The sequence below is a fragment of the Amycolatopsis sp. NPDC045836 genome (genome assembly GCF_056431745.1).
On sequence record NZ_JBWKKF010000037.1, the window covers coordinates 1 to 20,360 of the forward strand.

20 protein-coding genes are annotated in these 20,360 nt (G+C 71.5%); 6 read left to right on the forward strand and 14 right to left on the reverse strand.

Annotation, left to right across the window (positions count from 1 at the left end):
- The coding region (locus tag AC07EG_RS38415; protein ID WP_478258250.1) for an ATP-binding cassette domain-containing protein at positions 1-170 on the reverse strand (170 nt) is incomplete at its 3' end.
- Between the two features lie 108 nt (positions 171-278).
- Positions 279-1,010: a TetR/AcrR family transcriptional regulator C-terminal domain-containing protein gene (locus tag AC07EG_RS38420; RefSeq protein ID WP_478258204.1), complete on the reverse strand. Its 732-nt coding sequence runs from the start codon at positions 1,008-1,010 to the stop codon at positions 279-281.
- 101 nt (positions 1,011-1,111) lie between these two features.
- Here AC07EG_RS38420 and AC07EG_RS38425 point away from each other — a divergent pair, with 101 nt between their 5' ends.
- The 4 genes from AC07EG_RS38425 (at position 1,112) to AC07EG_RS38440 (ending at position 4,987) form a co-directional block, all read left to right on the forward strand.
- Positions 1,112-2,065: a LysR family transcriptional regulator gene (locus AC07EG_RS38425; RefSeq protein ID WP_478258205.1), complete on the forward strand. Its 954-nt coding sequence runs from the start codon at positions 1,112-1,114 to the stop codon at positions 2,063-2,065.
- Positions 2,066-2,104: 39 nt separating this feature from the next.
- Positions 2,105-2,767: a DUF1579 family protein gene (locus AC07EG_RS38430; protein ID WP_478258206.1), complete on the forward strand. Its 663-nt coding sequence runs from the start codon at positions 2,105-2,107 to the stop codon at positions 2,765-2,767.
- Positions 2,768-2,886: 119 nt separating this feature from the next.
- On the forward strand, positions 2,887-3,108 hold the full coding sequence (locus AC07EG_RS38435) for a hypothetical protein (protein WP_478258207.1): 222 nt from the start codon (positions 2,887-2,889) through the stop codon (positions 3,106-3,108).
- Between the two features lie 97 nt (positions 3,109-3,205).
- Complete coding sequence (locus tag AC07EG_RS38440; RefSeq protein ID WP_478258208.1) at positions 3,206-4,987, forward strand: AfsR/SARP family transcriptional regulator; 1,782 nt, start codon at positions 3,206-3,208, stop codon at positions 4,985-4,987.
- On the opposite strand, the gene AC07EG_RS38445 is transcribed toward AC07EG_RS38440, so the two are convergent.
- The 12 genes from AC07EG_RS38445 to AC07EG_RS38500 all read right to left on the reverse strand — a co-directional run bounded on the left by AC07EG_RS38445 (position 4,928) and on the right by AC07EG_RS38500 (position 18,293).
- The gene (locus tag AC07EG_RS38445) at positions 4,928-6,544 is read right to left on the reverse strand and encodes an ABC transporter ATP-binding protein (protein ID WP_478258209.1); all 1,617 of its coding nucleotides are present in this window, start codon (positions 6,542-6,544) and stop codon (positions 4,928-4,930) included. The two genes, AC07EG_RS38440 and AC07EG_RS38445, sit on opposite strands and share 60 nt — an antisense overlap.
- A gap of 89 nt (positions 6,545-6,633) precedes the next feature.
- A complete protein-coding gene (locus AC07EG_RS38450) occupies positions 6,634-8,319 on the reverse strand; it encodes an ABC transporter ATP-binding protein (RefSeq protein ID WP_478258210.1) in 1,686 nt (561 codons plus the stop codon).
- Between the two features lie 211 nt (positions 8,320-8,530).
- On the reverse strand, positions 8,531-8,773 hold the full coding sequence (locus AC07EG_RS38455) for a hypothetical protein (RefSeq protein ID WP_478258211.1): 243 nt from the start codon (positions 8,771-8,773) through the stop codon (positions 8,531-8,533).
- Between the two features lie 101 nt (positions 8,774-8,874).
- Positions 8,875-9,036, reverse strand: a complete 162-nt coding sequence (locus tag AC07EG_RS38460; protein ID WP_478258212.1) for a hypothetical protein — start codon at positions 9,034-9,036, stop codon at positions 8,875-8,877.
- A 5-nt stretch (positions 9,037-9,041) separates the two neighbouring features.
- Positions 9,042-10,826 (reverse strand): alpha/beta hydrolase family protein, encoded by a 1,785-nt coding sequence (locus AC07EG_RS38465; RefSeq protein WP_478258213.1) that lies wholly within the window; start codon positions 10,824-10,826, stop codon positions 9,042-9,044.
- On the reverse strand, positions 10,823-13,525 hold the full coding sequence (gene lanL / locus AC07EG_RS38470; protein ID WP_478258214.1) for a class IV lanthionine synthetase LanL: 2,703 nt from the start codon (positions 13,523-13,525) through the stop codon (positions 10,823-10,825). Before lanL ends, AC07EG_RS38465 begins: the two co-directional genes overlap by 4 nt.
- Positions 13,526-13,872: 347 nt before the next feature.
- Positions 13,873-14,676: a MerR family transcriptional regulator gene (locus AC07EG_RS38475; protein ID WP_478258215.1), complete on the reverse strand. Its 804-nt coding sequence runs from the start codon at positions 14,674-14,676 to the stop codon at positions 13,873-13,875.
- A 23-nt stretch (positions 14,677-14,699) separates the two neighbouring features.
- The gene (locus tag AC07EG_RS38480) at positions 14,700-15,488 is read right to left on the reverse strand and encodes an alpha/beta fold hydrolase (RefSeq protein ID WP_478258216.1); all 789 of its coding nucleotides are present in this window, start codon (positions 15,486-15,488) and stop codon (positions 14,700-14,702) included.
- Positions 15,489-15,531: 43 nt separating this feature from the next.
- Positions 15,532-16,284 carry an HD domain-containing protein gene (locus AC07EG_RS38485; RefSeq protein WP_478258217.1) on the reverse strand — a complete coding sequence of 251 codons (753 nt, stop codon included), beginning with the start codon at positions 16,282-16,284 and terminating at the stop codon, positions 15,532-15,534.
- 8 nt (positions 16,285-16,292) lie between these two features.
- Positions 16,293-16,514, reverse strand: a complete 222-nt coding sequence (locus AC07EG_RS38490) for a helix-turn-helix domain-containing protein (protein WP_478258251.1) — start codon at positions 16,512-16,514, stop codon at positions 16,293-16,295.
- Entirely contained in the window at positions 16,492-17,241 is a 750-nt protein-coding gene (locus tag AC07EG_RS38495) for a GlxA family transcriptional regulator (RefSeq protein ID WP_478258218.1), read from the reverse strand. The genes AC07EG_RS38490 and AC07EG_RS38495 overlap by 23 nt, the downstream gene beginning before the upstream one ends.
- 113 nt (positions 17,242-17,354) lie before the next feature.
- Positions 17,355-18,293: a GntR family transcriptional regulator gene (locus tag AC07EG_RS38500; RefSeq protein ID WP_478258219.1), complete on the reverse strand. Its 939-nt coding sequence runs from the start codon at positions 18,291-18,293 to the stop codon at positions 17,355-17,357.
- Between the two features lie 198 nt (positions 18,294-18,491).
- Between AC07EG_RS38500 and AC07EG_RS38505 the strand changes: the two genes are divergently transcribed.
- Together AC07EG_RS38505 and AC07EG_RS38510 are read left to right on the forward strand one after the other, a co-directional pair.
- On the forward strand, positions 18,492-19,892 hold the full coding sequence (locus tag AC07EG_RS38505) for an NAD(P)/FAD-dependent oxidoreductase (RefSeq protein WP_478258220.1): 1,401 nt from the start codon (positions 18,492-18,494) through the stop codon (positions 19,890-19,892).
- Positions 19,892-20,173 (forward strand): pentapeptide repeat-containing protein, encoded by a 282-nt coding sequence (locus tag AC07EG_RS38510; RefSeq protein WP_478258221.1) that lies wholly within the window; start codon positions 19,892-19,894, stop codon positions 20,171-20,173. Before AC07EG_RS38505 ends, AC07EG_RS38510 begins: the two co-directional genes overlap by 1 nt.
- Positions 20,174-20,360: the final 187 nt, after the last annotated feature.

Below are 20,360 nucleotides of genomic sequence, written 5' to 3' on the forward strand. Positions count from 1 at the left end.
GCCGCGCAGTGCAGCAGCGTGCTCTTGCCCGAGCCGGACGGGCCCATCACCGCGGTGAAGGACCCCTTCGGCAGTTCCAGGCTGACCCCGGCCAGTGCGGTGACCGCGCCGGGGCCGGTTCCGTAGGTCTTGCGCACCTGTTCCAGCACCACCGGCGCGGTGGTGCGCATTGTTGTCGTTTCCACGGGCCAATCCCCCATCTGTTCATGGCATGAACAGTTCATACTGTACACAGACGTCAGGGATGGCCAAGCCCGGGATGGTCCCGAGTGGACGGGTCAGCCGTCGAGACCGGCCAGCTGTTCGAGGCCGGCCAGGATGCCCCGCAGCCCGAACTCGAAGTCCTCGTCGGCCTGGGGCCGCCGGTACAGCCCCGCCGAGAACAGCGAAGCCACCCGCGGCAGCCGGGTGGCGAACCGGTCGGAGCCGAGCAGTTCGGCCAGGGCCGCGGGCTCGGGGAACACCCCGTCGGAGCGGGTCAGCTCACGCATCGCACCGGCTCGGGTGCGCACGAACCCGTCGAGCAGGCCGGCGGCCTGGAGCAGCTGCTGCTCACCCAGCCCGCTCGGCGCCAGGCGGTCCAGCAGGTCCTCCAGCCAGGACAGCGAGTTCGGCGCGAGCGGCACCCGCAGGCGCATGTCGCTGAGCCAGGGGTGACGTTCGTACCGGCGCCGCAGGGCGCGGCACCACGCCGCGGCGGCCGCTGTCCAGTCCGCTCCGGCTTCGATGCCGGTGGGCGCTCCGAGGGCGTGGTCGTGCACGATGACATCGAGGTCGTCACGGGAGTCCACGTAGCGGTACAGCGCGTTGGGGGTGACGCCCAGCCGCTGGGCGATCCGCCCCAGCGACAGCGCCTTCACCCCTTCGGCGTCGGCCAGCGCCACCGCCGAGGCGGCGATGCCCGCCAGGGTGAGCATCGCCTTCGGCCCCGGCCTGCTCGCCGCGGAGTCGTACCCCCACGCCTGCCGCAGCCCTCGTCCCAGCGTCGCTCCCCCGCCCCGGTTTTCCATTCCCTCACCCTACTGACACCTGAATGGATTGTGCACAACAAGAACTATTCATGGCCAACGCAGATCGGTAGCATCGGGAGCGGGCGAACCGAGGGGGTCCCGTGGAACTGCGCGAAGTGAGCACCTTCCTCGTCCTGGCCGAGGAGCTGCACTTCGGCCGGACCGCGGCACGGCTGCACCTGACCCCCGGCCGGGTGAGCCAGACGATCCGCGCGCTCGAACGCGAGGTCGGCGGCGCGTTGTTCGAGCGCACGAGCCGGACCGTGCGGTTGACGCCACTCGGCGCGCGGTTCCGTGAAGGGGCCCAGCGCGGTTACGACCAACTGCACGACACCCTGCGGGAATGCCGGCGCGCCGCCCTGGGCACCCCGGCCGAACTGCGGATCAGCTTCCTGCCCTCGATCGGGCCGTGGATGACGCAGCTCACCGAGCGGTTCGAGCGGGAGCACCCCGGCTGCCTGGTCCGGCTGGGCGCGCTGGTCCACTTCGACCTGGTACCGCACGGCTTCGAACTGCCCGAGGATTCCGACCTCTCGCTCGCCTGGTGCCCCGGGGGCGACGGGCACGCACTGGCGGCTCCCGGTCGCACGGTCGGCCCGGTGCTGCGCCGGGCCCCGCGGGGCGTGGTCGTGCCCGCCGGGCACCCGCTGGCCGGCCGCGCCGCGATCAGCGTGGAAGAACTCGCCGGGCACGTGCTGCTGAACCCGTGCGGGCACTGGCGCCCGGAACTGCTCGACGCCTGGACACCGGCGGTCACCCCGTCCGGGCGCCCACTGCACCGGCTGGCCGAGGACGTGCCGGCCATGACCGGGCGCCGGGAACTGATCGTCGACGACTTCCTCACCCTGGTCTCCCGGGGGCGGGGGCTGCACGTGACCGTGGCGACGGTGCTGGACCGCCTGTCCCGGCCCGACCTGGAGGTGGTGCCGATCCACGACCTGCCGCCCATGGTGGTCGTGCCGGTGTGGCGCGACGGTGCGGAGAAGCCGGTGCTCGCGGCCTTCCTGGCGGCGGCGCGGTCGTTTAGCGAGGGTAACCGCTCGTTGAGCCGTTGACCGTTGATCGCCCGGCCGGGCGGTGGACAGACTGCCAGCATGAAGAGAACCTTTCAGTCCACTTCGGAACGTCGTGGCACGCTGGTGCACCTGGTGCTCGGCCTGGCACTGGCGGGCACCGTCGCGTGCGCTCCCGGCAACGCCGAGCCGCTTCCCGCGCCCGCTCCCCCACCGGCCGGTGACGTGCCGCTGATGATCCGCAACGGCCTGCCGGGCGAACAGCACCGCTGGCTCGACGCGCTGGCCGGTGACTGGAACGTGGAGATGTCGCTGTTCGCCGCCGGCGGCACCCCGGAAAAGCCGCACGTGGGCCAGAACGTGGTGGCGCACCGGCGCTGGCTGGACCAGACCGGCCGCCGTTACCTGCAGGAGGAGATCGAGGGCACCATGCTGGACCTGCCCTACTACCGGCTCGGCGTGCTCGGCTACGCCAACATGGACGGGGTGTTCGAGTTCAGCACCTTCGACCGGCTCAACGCCGGCGTGATGGCCTACCGCGGCCCCGGCGACCAGCACCGGATCTCCATGACCGGGACGTTCACCGACCAGGGCGTGCTCGGCGACGCCTCCGCCGGGCGGACCATCGCGATGCGCACGGAAATCCGCTTCGAAACACCGGACCGCAACGTGTTCGAACTCTACTTCACCCCACCCGGCGAAGCGGAACGGTTGTTCGACCGCAAGGTCTACACGCGGATCTAGCGTTCCGGCGCGCCGCCCGGCCGCGACCGGATTTCAGTCGACATTGAAAACACCGTCACGGGAAAGCGACTGCGGTAATCTCGATCCTTGAACTATCGTCAAAGACAGGGAGCCGAAAAATGCGCCGCAGACTACTCCTATCGCTCGCCGGGGCCGGTGCCGCGCTGGCCGTGGCGGCACAGCCCGCCGCGGCGGAAGAAGGCCCAGAGCTGCGTGGTTCCTACGTTTGGCTGGAGGAGTGCCAGGAAGCGGGCTGGGCAGGCGTGGTCGAACACAAGTGGCCGATGTTCCGCTGCATCGACAACGGAACCTCCTTCCGCATCTGGGACCTCTACGCTTAGTGACCGGTCGGATTCGGTTCATCCATTCCTGAATACCCTGTCGTCCCCCGGCGCGTCGGTAAAGTAGGCGAAGTCGCCTACGGAGCTGGGGGCTTCGATGTTCGATTTCGGTATTCTGGGAAACTTCGAGGCACACCGGGCCGGTGTGCTGCTGCCGGTCACCGCGGCCAAGCAGCGCACCGTGCTCACCGCGCTGCTCACCCAGCCCGGCCGGGTGGTCACCACCGCGGAGTTGACCGATCTGGTGTGGGGCGAGCACCCGCCACCGACCAGCCGGAACACACTGCAGGCCTACGTCGCCCGACTGCGCAGGGTCCTGAAGGCTCCCGAACTGATCGAAACGAACGCACATGGCTATTCCGTGCGCGCCGGGAGCTACCGGCTGGACGTGGACCGGTTCGACGACCTGATCACCCGGGGCCGGGCCGCGCTGGCGGCCGGGCACGCCGAGTTGGCTTCCTCGCTGTTCAAGGCGGGGCTTTCGCTCTGGCGCGGACCGGCCCTGGCCGACGTGCCCGCCCCCACCCTGCAGCGCGAACTGGTGCCGTCACTGGAAGAACGGCGGCTCGTCGCCTGGGAAAGGCTGTTGTCCGCCGAACTGCGGCTCGGCCGGGCCGAAGAGCACCTCGGCACCCTGCACCGCCTGACCACCACCTATCCGCTGCGCGAAGAACTGTGGCTGCTCCTGATCCGCACCCTGGAAAGATGCCGGAGAAGAGCGGAAGCACTCGCCAGGTATCACGAACTCGCCGAAATCCTCCGCGACGAACTGGGCACGGAACCGAACGCGGAACTCCGTGACGCCCACCAGCGCCTCATCCGGGCCGAGCCCGGAGCGGGACCGCGCGTGACCCACTTGCCACCCGCCACACCGGAGCTGCTCGGCCGCGACTGGGACCGCATCGAGCTGGCCGCGCACCTGCGCACCGAATCTGTGCCGACCACGGTGCTTTGGGGACTGCCCGGGGTGGGGAAGACCGCGCTAGCCGCGCAGTTCGCCCACCGGATCCGAGGCCGGTACCCCGATGGCGTGTTCTTCGTCGACGTCGCCGGGTACGCTGACCAGCCGCCCGCCGAACCGGAACAGGTGGCCGCCCGGTTGCTCCGCGCCCTCGGCGTCGCCCCCGAGGACCAACCCCGCCACGGTAAGGAGCAGATCGCACTCGTCCGGGCGCTGTTGAGCGGAAGGCGGATGCTGCTGCTGTTTGACAACGTTGTCAGCGCGGAACAGGTGGAGGCGCTGCTGCCCGGCGGCAGTCCGGCGGGTGTGCTCATCACCAGCCGCGGGCCCCTGCCGGAGCTCACCGCCTTCCACGGTGCCCGTCAGCAGCAGCTCCGGGCGCTGGACGAGCGGGCCGCCATCGCGTTGATCGGCCAGTTCGTCGGCCACGAGCGGGTCCGCGCTGAGCGCTCGGCGATCCGGGAGGTGGCTCGGCTGTGCGACCACCTGCCGCTGGCGTTGCGGGTGGCGGCGACGAACATCGCGGCCGATCCCCACCTCCCGGTCAGCGACACCGTGGCCCGACTGCGTGAGGACGCGCTCGGCGAACTCTGCCTCGGCCGGGATCGGATTCCGGTGGCGCGGGAGGCCATCGCCCCGTCCTGGTGGAAGCTGAGCACGGCCGACCAGCGGATCCTGGTCCGGCTCAGCTCGCTGCCCGACGAGCCGTTCACGGCCGCGGCCGCCGCGATCCCCGCCGGTGAAGCCACCGCGGCGCTGTACCGGCTGGCTTCCCACGGCCTGCTCGAGCGCACCAGCACCGGTGAGCACCGCCTGCCGTGGCTCGTCCGCGCTTTTGTGCTCGAGGAGCTGCGTTCGTCAGCTCACCGCGCCGCTGCGCCACCGGCCACTGAGGTCGGCGTACAGCGGGGAACTTGACACCAGTGAGTCGTGGGTGCCCCACTCGATCCCGGCACCGTCCATCACCAGGATCAGCTCGGCTCGGGCCGCCGAGCTGATCCGGTGGGCGATCACCACCAGCGTGCCCCGGCGGGCGGCGAAGGCCCGCTCCACGGTGGCCTCGGCGACCGGGTCGAGGTGGCAGGTCGCCTCGTCGAGCACCACCACCTCCGCGCGCGAGAGGTACACCCGGCACAGGGTGATCAGCTGCCGTTCTCCCTGGGACAGGGTGCCGGCGTCCAGCTCGGCGGCGTACCCCCCGAGCCGGGCGACCAACTCGGCCAGCCCGAGTTCGGCGCAGACCGCGTCGAGCCGCTCCACTGTGGCCTCCGGGGCGAGGTAGCGGAGGTTGTCGCCCAGCGTGCCGGAGAACACGTAGGCTTCCTGGGGCACGAGCACCACCTTCTCCCGCAACCACCGGGTGGGCAGCCGGTCGATCGGCACGCCGCCGATGCGGATGCTGCCGCGCACCGGTGGGGTCAGCCCGGCGATCAGGGTGGCCAGGGTGGACTTGCCGATCCCGCTCGGTCCCACCACGGCCCAGTGCGAACCGTGGGGCAGCCGGAGCGTGCAGTCGTCGAGCACCGGGGCGGAATGCGGGCCGTAGGCGAAGGTGACGCCGTCGAGGGCGACCTCGAACCGGTCGGTGGTGATGCCGTCGCGGTCGGCCACCGGTGGCACGTCGGCCTGCCGTGCCAGCCGGTCCAGCACGACACCGAGCTGGAGGGCCAGGTTGCCGACGGTGCCGACGATCGCGCGGAGGGCCGGTTCCAGCCCGGTGACCAGGTAGGTCGCCGCGCCGAGCAGCTGGCCGGGGGTGACCGCGCCGGAGGAGACCAGCCACGGGGCCAGCAGCAGGGTGAGCACCAGCGGCAGCCGGGCGCCGAAGGCGATGACGCCGATGCGCCCGGCACCCGCCCTCGCCGCCGACAGCGTCGCCGCCACCTGCCCGTCGATCGCGCCGGCCACCCGCTCACGGGCCACCCCGCGCGCACCGGTGGCGGCCACGTCGCGCAGGGCCGCCAGCACCTGGCCCGACTCCGCGGCCAGCTCCTCCTCGGCGAGGGTCGAGCGCAGGTAGCGGCGCTTCAGCACCGGTGACAGCAGTGCCAGCAGCAGCAGGGCGACAGCCAGCGTGCCGGTGGTCAGCCACGCCAGCACCGGCACCAGGGTCGCCAGTCCGAAGACCACCGCGCCCACGGAGAACACCACCGACCGCACGACCAGGAGCAGCGCCGAGACCATCTGGCGCACCGTCTCGGTCTGGCGGGTCAGGCTGGTCACCGCGGCCGTGCCGACCTCGGCACGCGCCGCTTCGCGCAGGGCACCGGTGACGGTGGCGCGCACCAGGTCGTCGCGGATCGATTCGACCACCACCGAAAGCGGTCCGAACGCCTGCCGGGCACCGAGGGCGCCGGCCAGGAGGGTGAGGAAGTACGCGCCGAGCCACCACATCCCCACGCCGGCCTGGCCGGCGAGGAAGCCGCGGTCGACGGCGAGGGCGACCAGGTGCCCGGACGCCAGCACCGGCACCATTTCCAGGACCGACCAGGCGGCCAGTCTCGTCAGTGCCCGCCGTTCACGGCGCAAGGCGGGGCGGAGTGAGGCCCAGCCGGGTGATGGTTTCACGGAACGGCCTCCGGCTGCGGGGTCAGTTCGAACAGGGCGCGGTAGCCGGGCAGCTCCATCAGCTCGGTGTGCTCGCCGTCGGCTCGGACGCGGCCGTCCTGCAACCACAGCACCCGGTCGGCCCGCGCCGCGGTGGACAACCGGTGCGCCACCACGATCAGGGTGCCGTCACGGCCATCGAGCGCCCGCCAGATCCGGGCTTCGGTGATCATGTCCACACTGGACAACGCGTCGTCGAGGACCAGGAGGCGGGCGTTCGCCGAGAAGGCCCTGGCGAGGCCGAGCCGCTGCACCTCGCCACCGGAGAGCTGGAGGCCGGTCAACGGTGTGGCCGCGCGTTCGGGCAGCCGGTTGACGAAGTCGCTGGAGGCGCTGGCGGCCAGGGCATCGCGCACCGCCGGCGGGGCGGCGGGCCGGTCACGGCGGGCGAGGGCGTCATCGACGGTGTCACCGAGCAGCACCGGCCGCTCGAAGGCGAACGCGACCGCCCCCGGCAATTCGTCGGGATGCGCTGCCGTCAGCTCAACGCCGTCGAGGGAGACCGAGCCGTGGTCGGGCCGCCGCAACCCACCGGCGACTTCGGCGAAGACGGACTTCCCGGTACCGGACGGCCCGACCACGGCGACGAACTGCCCGGCGGGGATGGTGAGGTCGACACCGTCGAGCACCGGCCGGTCGCGCTCGCTGACCCGGATTCCGGTGAGCCGCAGTTCCCCGCCGCCGGGCGGGAACACCGCCGTGCCCGGAGCGGGGCTCGGGAGGTCGAAGAGTTCGGTCAGCCGTTCCGCGGACCCGCGGACCGCGCCGAGCTGCCCCATCAACCCGGCTTGGCGGAAGATGCCCATGGCGTAGCCGAGGTAGCCGCTCACCGCGATCAGCCCGCCGGGACTGAGGTCCCCGGCGCTGACGCCGTACCCGGCCACCGCCAGTGCTCCGACCTGCATCACCGGGGCGACCAACCCCAGCCGCCAGCCCATGTCGCGCTGGGCCAGCCAGAACCGCAGGCCGTGCGCCCGCAGTTCGGGCAGTGGTTCGAGCACCCGGCGGACTTCCCGGTCGGTGGTGCCCAGTGCGCGGATGGTGCGGCTGCCGGTCAGCGCGTCGACCAGCCGGGTGGCCAGGCGGCCGTGCACCTGCTGGTAGTCGGTGGTCAGCCGGCCGGTGCGGCGGAGGAATCCGGTGGCCAGCCACCAGATCGGTGGCGCGCCGAGCACCACGAGGAGCCCGGCCCGGTAGTCGGTCAGGAACAGCGCGACCGTGCCACCGGCCGAGCTCAGCAGCGAGGTGAGCGCGCCGACCGAGACCGGGACCAGCCGGGCGGTGCCGCTGGTGCCTTCGAGCAGGCGGGCCAGCAGGTCTCCGCTGGGGAACCGGCGTCGTTCCCGGCCGTCGAGCCACAGCAACCGGCCGAGGACCCGGTACCGCAGGCGGGCACCGGCCCGTGCCGAAGTGGCCGCGCCGATCAGTTCCCGCGCGGCCTCCGTGGCGGTGGCCAGCACGAGCAGGGCGATCAGCAGCACCACCGGCGTCCTGGACGGCCCGGTCCCCAGTGCCGCGTCGACCGCCGACGCCAGCGCCGCCGGGATGAGCAGACCCGTCGCGGTTTCGGCGACGGACACCGCGAAGTAGGCCACGCCCGAACTGGTGTTCGCGCGCAGGACCTGGCCCAGCAGCCGGTTCACCGACGACACCGCTCCCCCTCCGGTCGAAGAGTCGAAGAGCGGTCGCTCCCGGGCCGTCCGGCGTCCGGGAGCGACCGCTCGGCCTTCATCAGTCGAACGTGTTCCCCGGGCAGGTGATGATGCTCGCCCAGGCGCAGCAACCCTCCTGGACCGGACTGTCCTGAGCGGACAGTTCCTGCAGCAGCTCGATCCGAGAAGCCATTTCCACCTCCTAGTTGGTGTTGGTGCAGCTGTGACAGGTGGTGAACCCGGTGGTGCCGAAGATCGGGCAGTTTCCACCGGTCGCCGAGTTCCAGCAGCAGTCGTCGGCCAGCATCGCCATCGCTTCGCTGGACTCGAATTCCTGCAGGTGCTCGATCGCTATCGACATCGTCTTGCCTTTCTGCGAATCGGACGCCGTCAGATACCGAAGGTCGCGCCGACGCAGGTGGACGGGACCGTCCACGTGCAGCACGTCACCACGGCGGCCGGGGGGAGAGCTTCCGCGGAAACGTTCAGTTCCTGCAGCAGCTCGACGGAGATCGACATGTTGGTGCCCTTCCGGTGTTCCGGGCCTCAGCTGGAGAACGTGCAGCCGAAGCAGGTCGCGACGGTCGGGATCGTCCAGGTGGTCACGGTCGGGAACGGCACGCAGCAGCTACCCAGGACCGGGCAGTCCTCCAAGCCGATTTCCTCCCGGGACTCCAGCTCCTGCAGGAAATCCACGTTGATCGACATGTTTTTCACCTCCTTCTGTGGGGGTCGGGGTCGAACTCGGGGGTGGGCAGTTCGCCGGTGGCGGCGAAGCTGACCACGATCTGGTGGAGCGCGGCGGACCCGTCCAGCGGGGTGTGCCCCGCGCCGGGGACTTCGAGGTAGCGGAAGTCCTCCCGGTCGCGCAGCCGGCCGGCGAGCAGGCGGGACTGGGCGACCGGTATCCGGTCGTCCCGTTCGCCGTGCACCAGCAGAAGTGGCGCGTGCAGTGCGGGAACGCGGTCCAGCAGGTCGCGGGAGCCCCGGTGGTCCCGGATTTCGCGCCTGCCGCCGAGGCGGTCGATCATCGCCTGGATCTCCGGGGAGGCTTCGGGGTAGAGGCGTGAAGCCGACAGCATCGGCGCGATCGCCACCACCCTGGACCAGGGTTCGGGCGTGGCCGTCGCCGACAGCAGCGCGAGGTAGGCGCCGTAGCTGGAGCCGTGCAGCACCGACGGCCGCCCACCGCGTTCCCGTTGCACGTGCGCGCCCAGCACGAGCACGTCTTCGAGGTCGGGGCCGCCCCAGGCACCGACGATCAAGCGGTGGAAGTCCTCGCCGTACCCGGTACTGCCACGGGGGTTCGGCGCGATCACGGTGATCCCCGCTTCGGCGAACAACTGGAACAACTGGGAGAACTTCAGCGACCACCGGTCCTTCGGCCCGCCGTGCAGGGCGATGACCACCTCGCGGGCGGTCCGCCAGTCCTCGTGCCCGCACACCACGGCTTCGATCGCACCGTCCGCGCCGGGGAAGGAGAGCAGCTCGCTTTTCGCCCAGCCGTCGTGGCTGCCCGCTTCGGTCCCGTCGGTGATCTCCGCCCAGCCGTCGGGCTCGAACACCACCAACCGGGCCGGGCGGGCGGCTCCCACAGCCAGGGTGTGGATGCCGTCGGCTCCCCAGGCGGTGGCGCCCAGCGCTCGCCGGGGTGGCCCGGCCAGCCTTCGCACCGTGTCGGTACCGAGGTCCAGCACGGCGATTTCGTCCTGGAGCCCATCGCTGACGTGCAGGGCCACCGCGCCACCGCGGGGGCGCATGGCCAGCGGGGTGACCGAGCCGGTGAGCTGCCGCGGCGCGTGCAGCGTGGTGGTGGTGCCTTGCCGGTACCACTGCAGGTGGTGGGTACCGGTGACCTCCGCGCTGAGCAGGACCTGCCCGGTCCCGGGGGCGGTCAGCCAGGTCAGCTGCCCCTCGGTGAACCCGGTCAGCCCGCCGTCGCCGAGGTGCCAGATCGCCGGGCCGCCGGAACGGCGGTTGACCACGAACCGGGTGCCCGCGCGGTCGAACCAGCCGCCACCGCGCAGCAGCAGCGGCGGCAGGGTACCCAGCACCGTGACCGAGCCGTTCGCCCAGGCCGCCGCCACGCACTCGCCGTCCCGGTCGCCGGTGCGGCCGAGGAACAGCACCCGGTGGCTGCCGTCCGGTGCCGGGGTGGCGAGCTCGGCGCGGAACGGGAGCGGGCCGGTGACCGTCCGGTGGCCGGTCCCGTCGAGGTGGGTCAGCGCGGACGGCGACACGACGAGGATCGAGCCGTCGTCGAACGGGACCACGGTTGCAGGCATGCCCTGCTCGTCCGCTTCCGCCGTGCTCAGCGAGAAACCGGGCACCGGGCGGCAGTGCCGGTCGGCCAGGTCCCAGTACTCGGCGAGCAGCGTGCCCCGGCCGTCGGTGTACAGCCCGGCGGCCGAGCGGCCGGAGGCGGAGAAGTGCAGGCCGAACCGCGAGCGCAGCGAGGTCAGCAGCGGCCACAGCCCGGAGGCGAGCGTGCTGGTCACGCCTGCTCTCCCGGCAACTCGAAGTCGTCGACCATGAACCAGGCGGGGCCCCCGTGACGCAGGCGGTGCAGGAAGCCCAGCGGCCCGCTCATCCCGACGTTGTAGCTGTAGCTGACCGAGCTGACGCTGTCGTCGAGCAGCACCAGCTTGCCGTCGCGCTCGCTGGTGAAGCGCGAGAGCGCCATCGCGTACTCGGCGGCCCAGTCCCGGTACCGCTGCTCGCCGGTGGCGGCCGCGAGGTCGAGCAGGAACTCGCCGTTGCCGGCCAGTCCGTGGCAGTGGCTCGGGGTGAGCAGCCACTTCTCCACCCTGGTCGCCACGGCCGCCCGGTGCGCGGCATCGAGGTAGCGCTCTTCACCGGTGGCGCGCCACAACCGGAGCAGGAAGGTGCCGATCCCGGGGGCGCCACTGCACCACCAGCACACCCCGTCGAACCGGGCGGAGCCCTCGGCTTCCTTCTGCGCGGTCGGCCAGCTGAACCCGTCACCGAGCGGCTGGGCGATGGACACCAGGAAGTTCCCGGCTTCGACCGCGACGTCGAGCAGGTCCGGCCGGTCGAGTTCCCTGGCCACGGTCAGCAGGAAGGTGCTCACGCCCGCGACGCCGTGCGCGAAGCCGTAGTGGGTCAGGCCCGCCGTCTTGGCCTGGCCGCTGTCCGGCATCGGCCAGAGGACGCCGTCCGGTGCCTTCGCCGCCAGCACCGAGTCCACCGAGAGCAGCACCCGGCCGGCGAACTCGTCGTCACCGGTCTGCTGCCACAGGTGCAGCTGGGCCAGCCCACCGCCGGCGACGCCGTGGGTGATGTCGGGGTTGCCCCACTTCACCGGCATGGTCTTGGCCAGTCCGAGCGCCTGCTCCGCCAGTTCGTCCTCGCCGACGGCCTTGGCCGCTTCGAACAACGACCAGTAGGTTCCGCCCCGCCCGAAGTACAGGCCGGGCAGCACCCGCGCGTCGTTCTTGAGCCGCTTGCCGAGCCAGCGGACCGCGGTGCGCAGTGCGTCGCGCACTTCGTCGTCGCCGGTCGCCGCCAGCCGGCGCCGCAGCAGCTCGATCGGCCCGGCCGCACCCGCCTGCAGGCTCAGCGGGTCGAACAGGCGTCCCTCCAGCGGGTGATCGGGCCAGAGCTGGTTGCCGTGCCCCGGGGTCATCTGGCTGACGAGGTAGGCGACCCCGTCCTCCAGCAGGCGCTGCCCGTCCCGGTCGCCGAGGCGTTCGGGGGGGCGCGGCGGGACCGGCTCGATCATCGCCAGCCGTTCCCTGACCTCCGGCAGGGACAGCCGTTCGGCCGGGTCCTGCCTGGTCAGGCCGAGAATGACCGGGGCGAGCGCGGCCAGCGTCGGGCTGTGCGAGGACACCATCCGCACCAGGGCGTCGATGCGCTCGTTGTGCGGCCGGGCCTCGCCGTCCTCACCGGGCTCGTCGGGCGGGAGCACCGCGTGCGCGCCGCAGGCCAGGTAGAACAGGGAGGCACCCAGGCTGTAGAGGTCCGCGGTCGGCGGTGGTGCCGGGTAGCGCGACGGACCCGTCAGTTCCTCCGGCGCGACGTAGGACATCGTCATCACGCGGGTCACTTCCTGACCCGGCTCCGCGACGAACTCGGTGTCGATGATGACCAGCCGCTCGTCCGGGGTGACCATCACGTTGTTGGGGGTGAAGTCCCGGAAGACAAAACCCTTGTCGTGCACCGCGGCGACCAGGTCGACCAGCTGCGCGGCCACCGGCAGCACCACCTCCAGCGGCAGCACCCGGCCGGGAAGCTCACGCATCCGGCGCTCCACCCAGGCCCGCAGGGTGTTGCCTTCGACCTGTTCCTCGGCGAGGAAGACGTGTCCCTGGTAGTCGAACAACGCCACCGGGCGCACCGCCACCCGCAGGGGTTCGAGCAGGCGCAGCACCTCGTACTCGTTGCGCAGGAAGTCACGCGCGTCGCTGCCGTCCAGCTCGCCGGCCACGAACGGGCGGGCTTCCTTGACCACCACCTTGGCGCCGGTCTCCTCGTCGATGGCCCGGTAGACACCACCGCGGTTCGAATGCCGGATGGCTTCGTAGACGACGAACCGGTCAGCCAGTTTGACCTGCGACTTGCCGCGTTCGGAATCCTTGCGCTCGTTCACCGCCTCGGGCATCGGGGCGGGCGCCCAGGCGGGCGGCGCGTACCAGGCGAGGCGGTTGTCCGGGGTCCAGCCGCCGCTGGGGGCAACCAGCATGGGCACGTACGAACCGTCCGAATCCAGGATCTGCTGGCTGCCGGAGAACCCGCCGTAGCGGTAGTGCACCAGGCTGTCCGCGCGGTACCGGCGGTCCGACAGGATCGCGGGGCCTTCCATGCCCTCGGTCGCGCGGTGCAGCTCCTCGAGCAGCTCGCCGAACTCCGCGTCCCCGGTGGGGTATACGGTGACGAACTTCCCGCCCGAGCCGCGGTCACAGCGAACCGACAGCAGCATCCGCAGCTGCTGCTCGCCGACGGCGAACTTGTAGGAGACCTGGCGCTCCAGCAGCACGCGGGAAACCGCGGCCAGCACCTCGGGCGCGGAACGCAGCGTCGCCGAAACGTGGATCTTCCACCCCTGCGCCTGGGTGATCTTCCCCGGCGGGCGAACGTAGCACCACATCTGCTCGGCGCTGTGCACCCAGCCGTGCAGCGGAACGACTTCATCGCGAACGCGGACGAAGTCGTCCACATAGGAGTGCTCGGCCACGGTAGCTCCTTCAGGTTCTCGTCCTCGATGGCCTGTAGCCACCCCGGATGAGGAACACCCTGCGGGCCGGCGCTGAAGGAACGCTGACTCGCACCGGCGATCGCGTCAGCGGGGGTCAACGAGGCCGGCGCGGCAGGCCACGCCGAGCGCGGTGTCGAGAACGCCGCGGCCGTTCCGTCCCAGGAGCAACCGCGATCACCGGGGCCGCGCGACCCCGGAGGCAACCATGGCGATCCAGCGCCTGGACGACATCGGCATCGTGGGCCACGACCTCGTACGGTGTCCGGTGCGAGCTGGCCGTGGTCCGGACGGCCACCGCCTCTGCCCCCTGCGCGGCCCCGGAGGTGTCATCCTCGCGCTGGTGGAGGAACTCGGCTGACGTGCCGGGCGCCAACGCGTTCGAGCTTCGTCCAGCCGGTCCAGCCCCGTTCCCGCAGCAGCTCGATCAGCCGACGTGCGGGCGGGGCGGTGTCGAAGGCCAGTGTGTCCATCAGTTCGGCGAGCGGCGGCTCGACCCCGGTGCCGCCGACGTGGTCCTCGTCCTGCTCGTCGGCCAGCCGCGTGAGGTAGGCGGCCAGCTCGTCGGCCAGTCCGGTCAGGTCCGTTTCGCCGGCGTGGTCGAGGGCCTGGCTCAGGGTGCGGTAGAAGGCGATGAGCGGTGGGTCGGCGAGCTGCGCCCGCTTGCGCGCCGCCTGCTCGGTGACCGGCCCGGCGGACCGCGCGGCCAGCAGGATCCAGCCGTCCCGCTCGACCTGGACGATCCGCTCGTCGACGCCGAGCGCCCGCAGCCGGTCGAGGATGCCGACCACCTCCGGGGGCAGCACCAGCCCGTCCCCGGCGGTGAGGCGGGCGATCCGCTCGCGGTGCCGTTGCCGCTGCCGGATCTCCGCCCGCAGCCGCTCGTCGATGCCGGTGACCGCCGCGGCGAACTCCGCCTCGCCCGCCCCCAGCAGTTCCCGCACCCGCGACAGCGGGACCCCGGCCCCGGCGAGCGTCCTGATCCTGATCAGCTCGACCACGGCACCGGCGTCGTACCTGCGGTAACCGGAGCGGTCGCGCTCGGGTTCCGGCAGCAGCCCCTTGGCGTGGTAGTGCCGCACCGCGCGCACCGTCACCCCCGCGTACGAAGCCAGCTCGCCGATGGTCAGCACCGGTCCAGTGTCCCCGCGGCGGGTCAAGCCCGGCCGACCGGCGTGGGGGTGCCGCGGATCAGCCGGGCGATCTCCGGCGCGTGGGTGAGCACGAGCCGGTGGCCGGCGTCGAGCCACGAGGTGGAGACGTGCGGCCGTGCGCGGACCAGCCGCTCGACGCCGGCCCGCCAGTTCCGGTTGCGCCACCGCGCACGCCCGTCACCGCTGTCCCCCGCCATCGAAGTGGACGTGATCATGCGGATCGGACGGTCGATTTCCCGGTACCGGCCGAGGATTGCGGACCGGACCACCTCGATCTCCAGGTTCAGGCCGAGGAAATCCCCGGGAGCCAGCAGCACCTGACGCGCGGTGCCCTTGGCCCGCTCGGACTCGTGCCGCAATTCTTCCGCCATGGCACGGAATTCCGGCAGGTCGGCCTCGGTGAGGAACGGTTCGGGCACCGGGTTCGCGCCGTCGATGAGCACGAGCCCGGCCACGGCCCCCGGGTGCTCGGCGGCGTGGTGCACGACCAGGTCCGCACCCAGCGAATGGCCCACCAGCAGGGGCGGATCGCGGAACTGCAACTCCGTCATCACGGCGTCGAAGTCACCGAGGAACGCCTCGAAGGTGTACCGGCCGGCGGGCGAGGAGAGGCCGTGGCCCCGGAGGTCGAAGCTCACCACGTCGTGGTCGCGGCGCAGCAGTCCGATCAGCTCGTGCAGGTGGGCCCGCGTCGTGAGGAGGCCGGGACACAGGACCAGCGGCCGTCCCCGGCCACCGCGGGAGCCCCGGATCGTCACACCGTCGTGGTGGACCGCGAAGTGGCTGGTCATGGCGACCAGGCTGAGGGGTTGACCCTGCGTCAGGGTCAACCCCTCAGTCTCCCCAGCTGTTCGCGTCGAGGATCGTGTCCCAGGTCAGGTAGGGCAGTTCGGGGTGGCGCTGGTGGTGGATCTCGCCGGGGAGGGTCATCGGGGGAGCCTTGAGGGGGTTGGCGACGGTCTGCGCCACCATGGCGTCGGTGAGGGCGCGGCAGCCGCCGAGGCGGGGGTAGCGGGCGTGGACGCGCTCGGCGAATCCGGGCGGGACCTGGCCGGGGTCGTCGGGGCCGGTGAGATCGATGCCGATGCCGGTCTGCGCGATGCCGATCTCGGCGGGGCGACGGCGCTGGAACACCGGCGACCGGTGTATGTGCTGCGTGGTGTGCAGCGCGATGGCGTCCCACACGGTGTCCACCCGGCTGTCGGTCACGCCGCGCTCTTCGAGGAACCGGGCGGCGAAATCGGCGCCGGCCACCTCGAACCGCTGGTCGGTGTTCCCCGCGTTTGTCAGCCCCATGTCGTGCAGCACGCAGATGAGGAACACCAGTTCGGTGTCGTAGTCCTCACCTGCTCGCCTGCCCTGCCGCTCGGCCGCCGCGCGGGCGAACAGGAAGCTGCGCAGGCTGTGGTTGCGCAGGAACGGTCGCTGGGTTCCGGTGACCAGCGCATGCGCCTGCCTGGCCAACCCGGTGGCGGGAAAGGACAGCCCGGGCGGACTCGCGGCGAAGGCGCCGGCCGGGAGCCCGGCCATGACGGCGCCGGTGACGACGCCGCCCAGCACGGTGCGACGGGGAACGGAATGCGACACGGAGTCTCCTACGAGTGAGCGAAGCGTTGCCGGTCTGCGGTGGGGGTGGTGCCGAGCACCTGGAGGAACACCCGGCGCAGGGTCTCGTCGGAGCCGAAACCGCAGCGGCGGGCCACGGTCTCCACACCGGCGTCGCCGGATTCGAGCAGGGTGCGGGCCGCCTGCACCCGGACCCGCGTCACGTACTGGCCGGCGGTGATGCCGAGGTCACGCTGGAACAGGCGGGTCAGGTGGCGTTCGCTGACCCTCGCGCGCGGCCATCCCGGCCAGGGTGTGGTCGGCGGCCGGGTCGGCGACCACCGCGTCGAGCACCGCGCGCAGGGCGGGAGCCCGGGGCGGGGGAACCTCGCCCCAGACGCTGAACTGGGACTGGCCGCCGGGCCGGCGCAGGAACACCACCAGGTTCCTGGCCACCGTCCGGGCCGCGTCCGCACCGTGGTCCTCCTCGACGAGCGCGAGGGCCAGATCGATGCCCGCGCTCACCCCGGCCGAGGTCAGCACGTGGTCATCGCGCACGTAGATGGCGTCTGGCTGGACCGCCACGCCGGGGAACCGCGTGGCCAGCTCGGTGCACATCGCCCAGTGCGTGGTCGCCCGCCTGCCCGTCAGCAGCCCCGCCTCCGCCAGCAGGAACGCGCCGGTGCAGACCGAGGCCACCCGGCGGGCGTTTTCGCCGAGCCGCCGGACGTCGGCGATCAGCGCCGGTGGGAAGCCGTCGAGCAAGCCGGGTTGCGGACCGGGAACGAGCACCGTGTCCACCGAGTGGTCCACTTCGGACAGTGCACGGTCGACGCCGAGCACGATCCCGGTGTCCGTGCGCACCGGCCCGCCGTCGAGCGAGGCCAGACGTGTCCGGTAGCCGCCCGCCCCGGTGAACACCTGCACCGGCCCCGTGAGGTCGAGGAGCACCACTCCTTCACACACGATGACGACGACGTCCCGTTCCGCTTGGTCCACAACGGAAGTCTCACGCGGAAGCCCGGGGGTCCGCAAGGACGACCAGCCCACAGATCCGGACACGTGCGTCACCCTCGCCGGCATCGTCCTCCCACCGCCGGTGGAAGCACGTCCTAGGTCGCCTCCCGCTCAGCCACCAGGATCGCGAAGCCGTCGAGGTGGCGGGCGAGGCTGTACTCGAACAGCTCGTCGAGGTCGGGTGCCGTTTCCTCGTGCGCCTCGGCCAGCAGCGGGAACCGCCCGCTCGCGAAGAGTTCCCCGGCCCGCGCCCGCTGCGCCTGCAACCACCTGGCGAGCGTCACCCCGGTCTCCTGCTCGGCCTCCACTTCGTCCGCTGTGGACAGTGCGACGGTGAGCACCAGCGAGTGCAGCGCCACCGCTTCCTGCATCCGCGTCCGCAGCGAGAGACCGAGACCGTCGAGGGCGCGCAGGACCCACTCGGTGTGCCCCATCAGGTTGGGCGAGAACGAGGGCCGGGTGAACGAAATCGCCCGGGGCAGCCAGAGGTGCTGCCAGCACAGCGCCCACTGCCGTCGCGCGACCAGTTCGAGCTTGGCCCGCCACCCCGCGGGCCCCGGCTCGGGCAGTTCCGCTTCCCCGAAGACCAGGTCGGCCATCTGCGTCACCAGGTCCTCCTTGTTCGCGATGTGGCGGTAGAGCGACATCGCGCCCACCCCCAGTTCGGCGGCGATCCGGCGCATGGTCACGGCGTCGGCCCCTTCGACGTCGGCGATCGCGATGGCGGTCCGCAGCAGGTGCTCGCGGCTGAGCGCCTGCTTGGCGCCCACCGGACGCGGGGACAGCCGGGCGGCGGGTCCCTTCGCCCGGCCGGGAGACGCGGCGACCACCGTGCCCGACCCGACCTTCGCTTCGACCAGCCCCTCTTCACGCAGGGTGGCGAGCACCCTGGTCGCGGTCGCGATCGCGACCCCCCAGCGGTCCGCGATCTGGCGGGTGGACGGCAGCCGCTCCCCCGGCGGGAGGTCGCCGGACCGGATCCTGGCGCCGATCTCCCCGGCGATGCGCAGGTAGAGCGGGACTCCGGACGGCATGCGCGACTCCTGATCCATTCCTCGGCCCCCGCCGAAGTGTACTAGTTCAATTCGGCGAGGCTGGTGCACTTGTTTCGTTGACACAAACCAAAATCGTTGACCGGACCATCCGTGTCAATACACTGGGCCCAGTTGATCAATACGCTGTACGCACCTGCTCAGGCGTTCCGGAACCCGAGAACGGACAGGAAATACGTGATGGTGACCCAAATCGAAACCGATTACCTCGTGATCGGAGCGGGGGCGACCGCGATGGCCTTCGTGGACACACTGCTGGCCGAAACGCGGGCGACGGTGACCGTGGTCGACCGCTACCACCGGCCGGGCGGGCACTGGACCGTCGCCTACCCCTACGTGCGGTTGCACCAGCCCTCCGCCATGTACGGCGTGAACTCCCGCCCGCTCGGTGAGGACCGGGTCGACCGGTCCGGCTGGAACGCCGGGTTCGGCGAACTGGCGAGCGCGGCCGAGATCTGCGGTTACTACGACCAGGTCATGCGGCAGACCTTCCTGCCGTCCGGGCGGGTCGCGTACCACCCCATGGCCGAGTACCGGGGTGCCGGGCGGTTCCACCTGACGACCTCCGGCAAGGAGTTCGAGGTGACCGCGCGGCGGAAGGTCGTGGACACCACCTACCAGAGCGTGACGGTGCCCGCCATGCGACCACCGGAGTTCCCGGTCGCTCCCGGCGTTCCCGTCGTGCCGCCGAACGAACTGCCCGCCATCCGCGAGCCCCACGACCGGTACGTCGTCGTCGGGGCCGGCAAAACCGGTATCGACACCTGCCTCTGGCTTCTGGAGCAGGGTGTCGAGCCCGCCGGCCTGACCTGGATCATGCCCCGCGATCCCTGGCTCGTCGACCGGGCCGCGGTGCAGCCACTCCCCCTCCGCCGGGCCGAGGACATCGGGAAGGAGTACGCCGCCAAACACGAAGCCATCATGGGTGCCGAATCCGTGCCCGACCTCTTCGAGCGGCTCGAAGCCATCGGAGCCCTGCTCCGGATCTCCCCGGACGAGCGGCCGACTTCGTTCCGTTGCGCGACCGTCTCGAAGGCGGAACTCGAGCAACTGCGCCGGATCCGGGACGTCGTCCGGCTCGGCCGGGTGAAGCGGATCAACGAAGCGGACATCGAGCTCGACGGCGGCACGGTGCCGACCGGTCCCCGGGTGCTGCACGTGGACTGCACCGCCGACGCCGCCAAGCGGCTCCCCGTCGTCCCGATCTTCCAGGACGGGCTGATCACCCTGCAGTCGGTCCGGGTGTGCCAGCCGGTGTTCAGCGCCGCCCTCGTCGCGCACGTGGAGGCGAGCCAGTCCGATGACACCGTGAAGAACGAACTCTGCCCCGTCACCCCGAACCCGAAGACCGACGTGGACTGGCTCCGGTTCACCATTTCCGCGAATTCGGAGCAGCTGCGGTGGGCGGGCAACGCCGACATCGGCGGCTGGCTGCACACCTCGCGGTTGCAGCCGAACATCGCCCCGCCGATGCCGGACGACCCAGCGGAACGGGCGGCTTACCAGCAGCGGGCCCTGGACCTGGCGCGGGCGCAGAACGCCAAGCTCGAAGAACTGCTCAACGCCCACGAGGCGCACTGATGCAGCTCCCGCTCCACGGAACGGCGAAGCGGCGCCGGAACCGCCCTCCCCGGGTGCTCGCCCGGCCGGCCGTCCTGCGCGAGGGCTTGGCGTTCCTTCACGGGGCCAACCTCCGAGGCGCCGACCTCAAAGGTGCGGACGTGCGAGCCCGGAACCTGGAGTACGCCGACCTCACGGAGGTCATCGCTGACGCCCGAACCCGGTGGCCTGAAGGCTTCGGCACGAGCAACGCCGACATAGCTGCCACCGAACCACCGGGAAGCGCGGCAGGGCAGCTCTGAGCCGGTCCGGCTGGCCGACCGCGCTCGATCTCGGATCACCCCTGCTATGATCCTTGCGTTGTCCGCACGAGGAAATGTCAGGAGGCGGTACCAGTGACCATTCACATCGTCCTGCGCTTCCGCATCTCCGGGAGGACCATCACCACCTGAGCGGAAGCGAAGCTTCGTTTCCGAAGGTGGAATTACC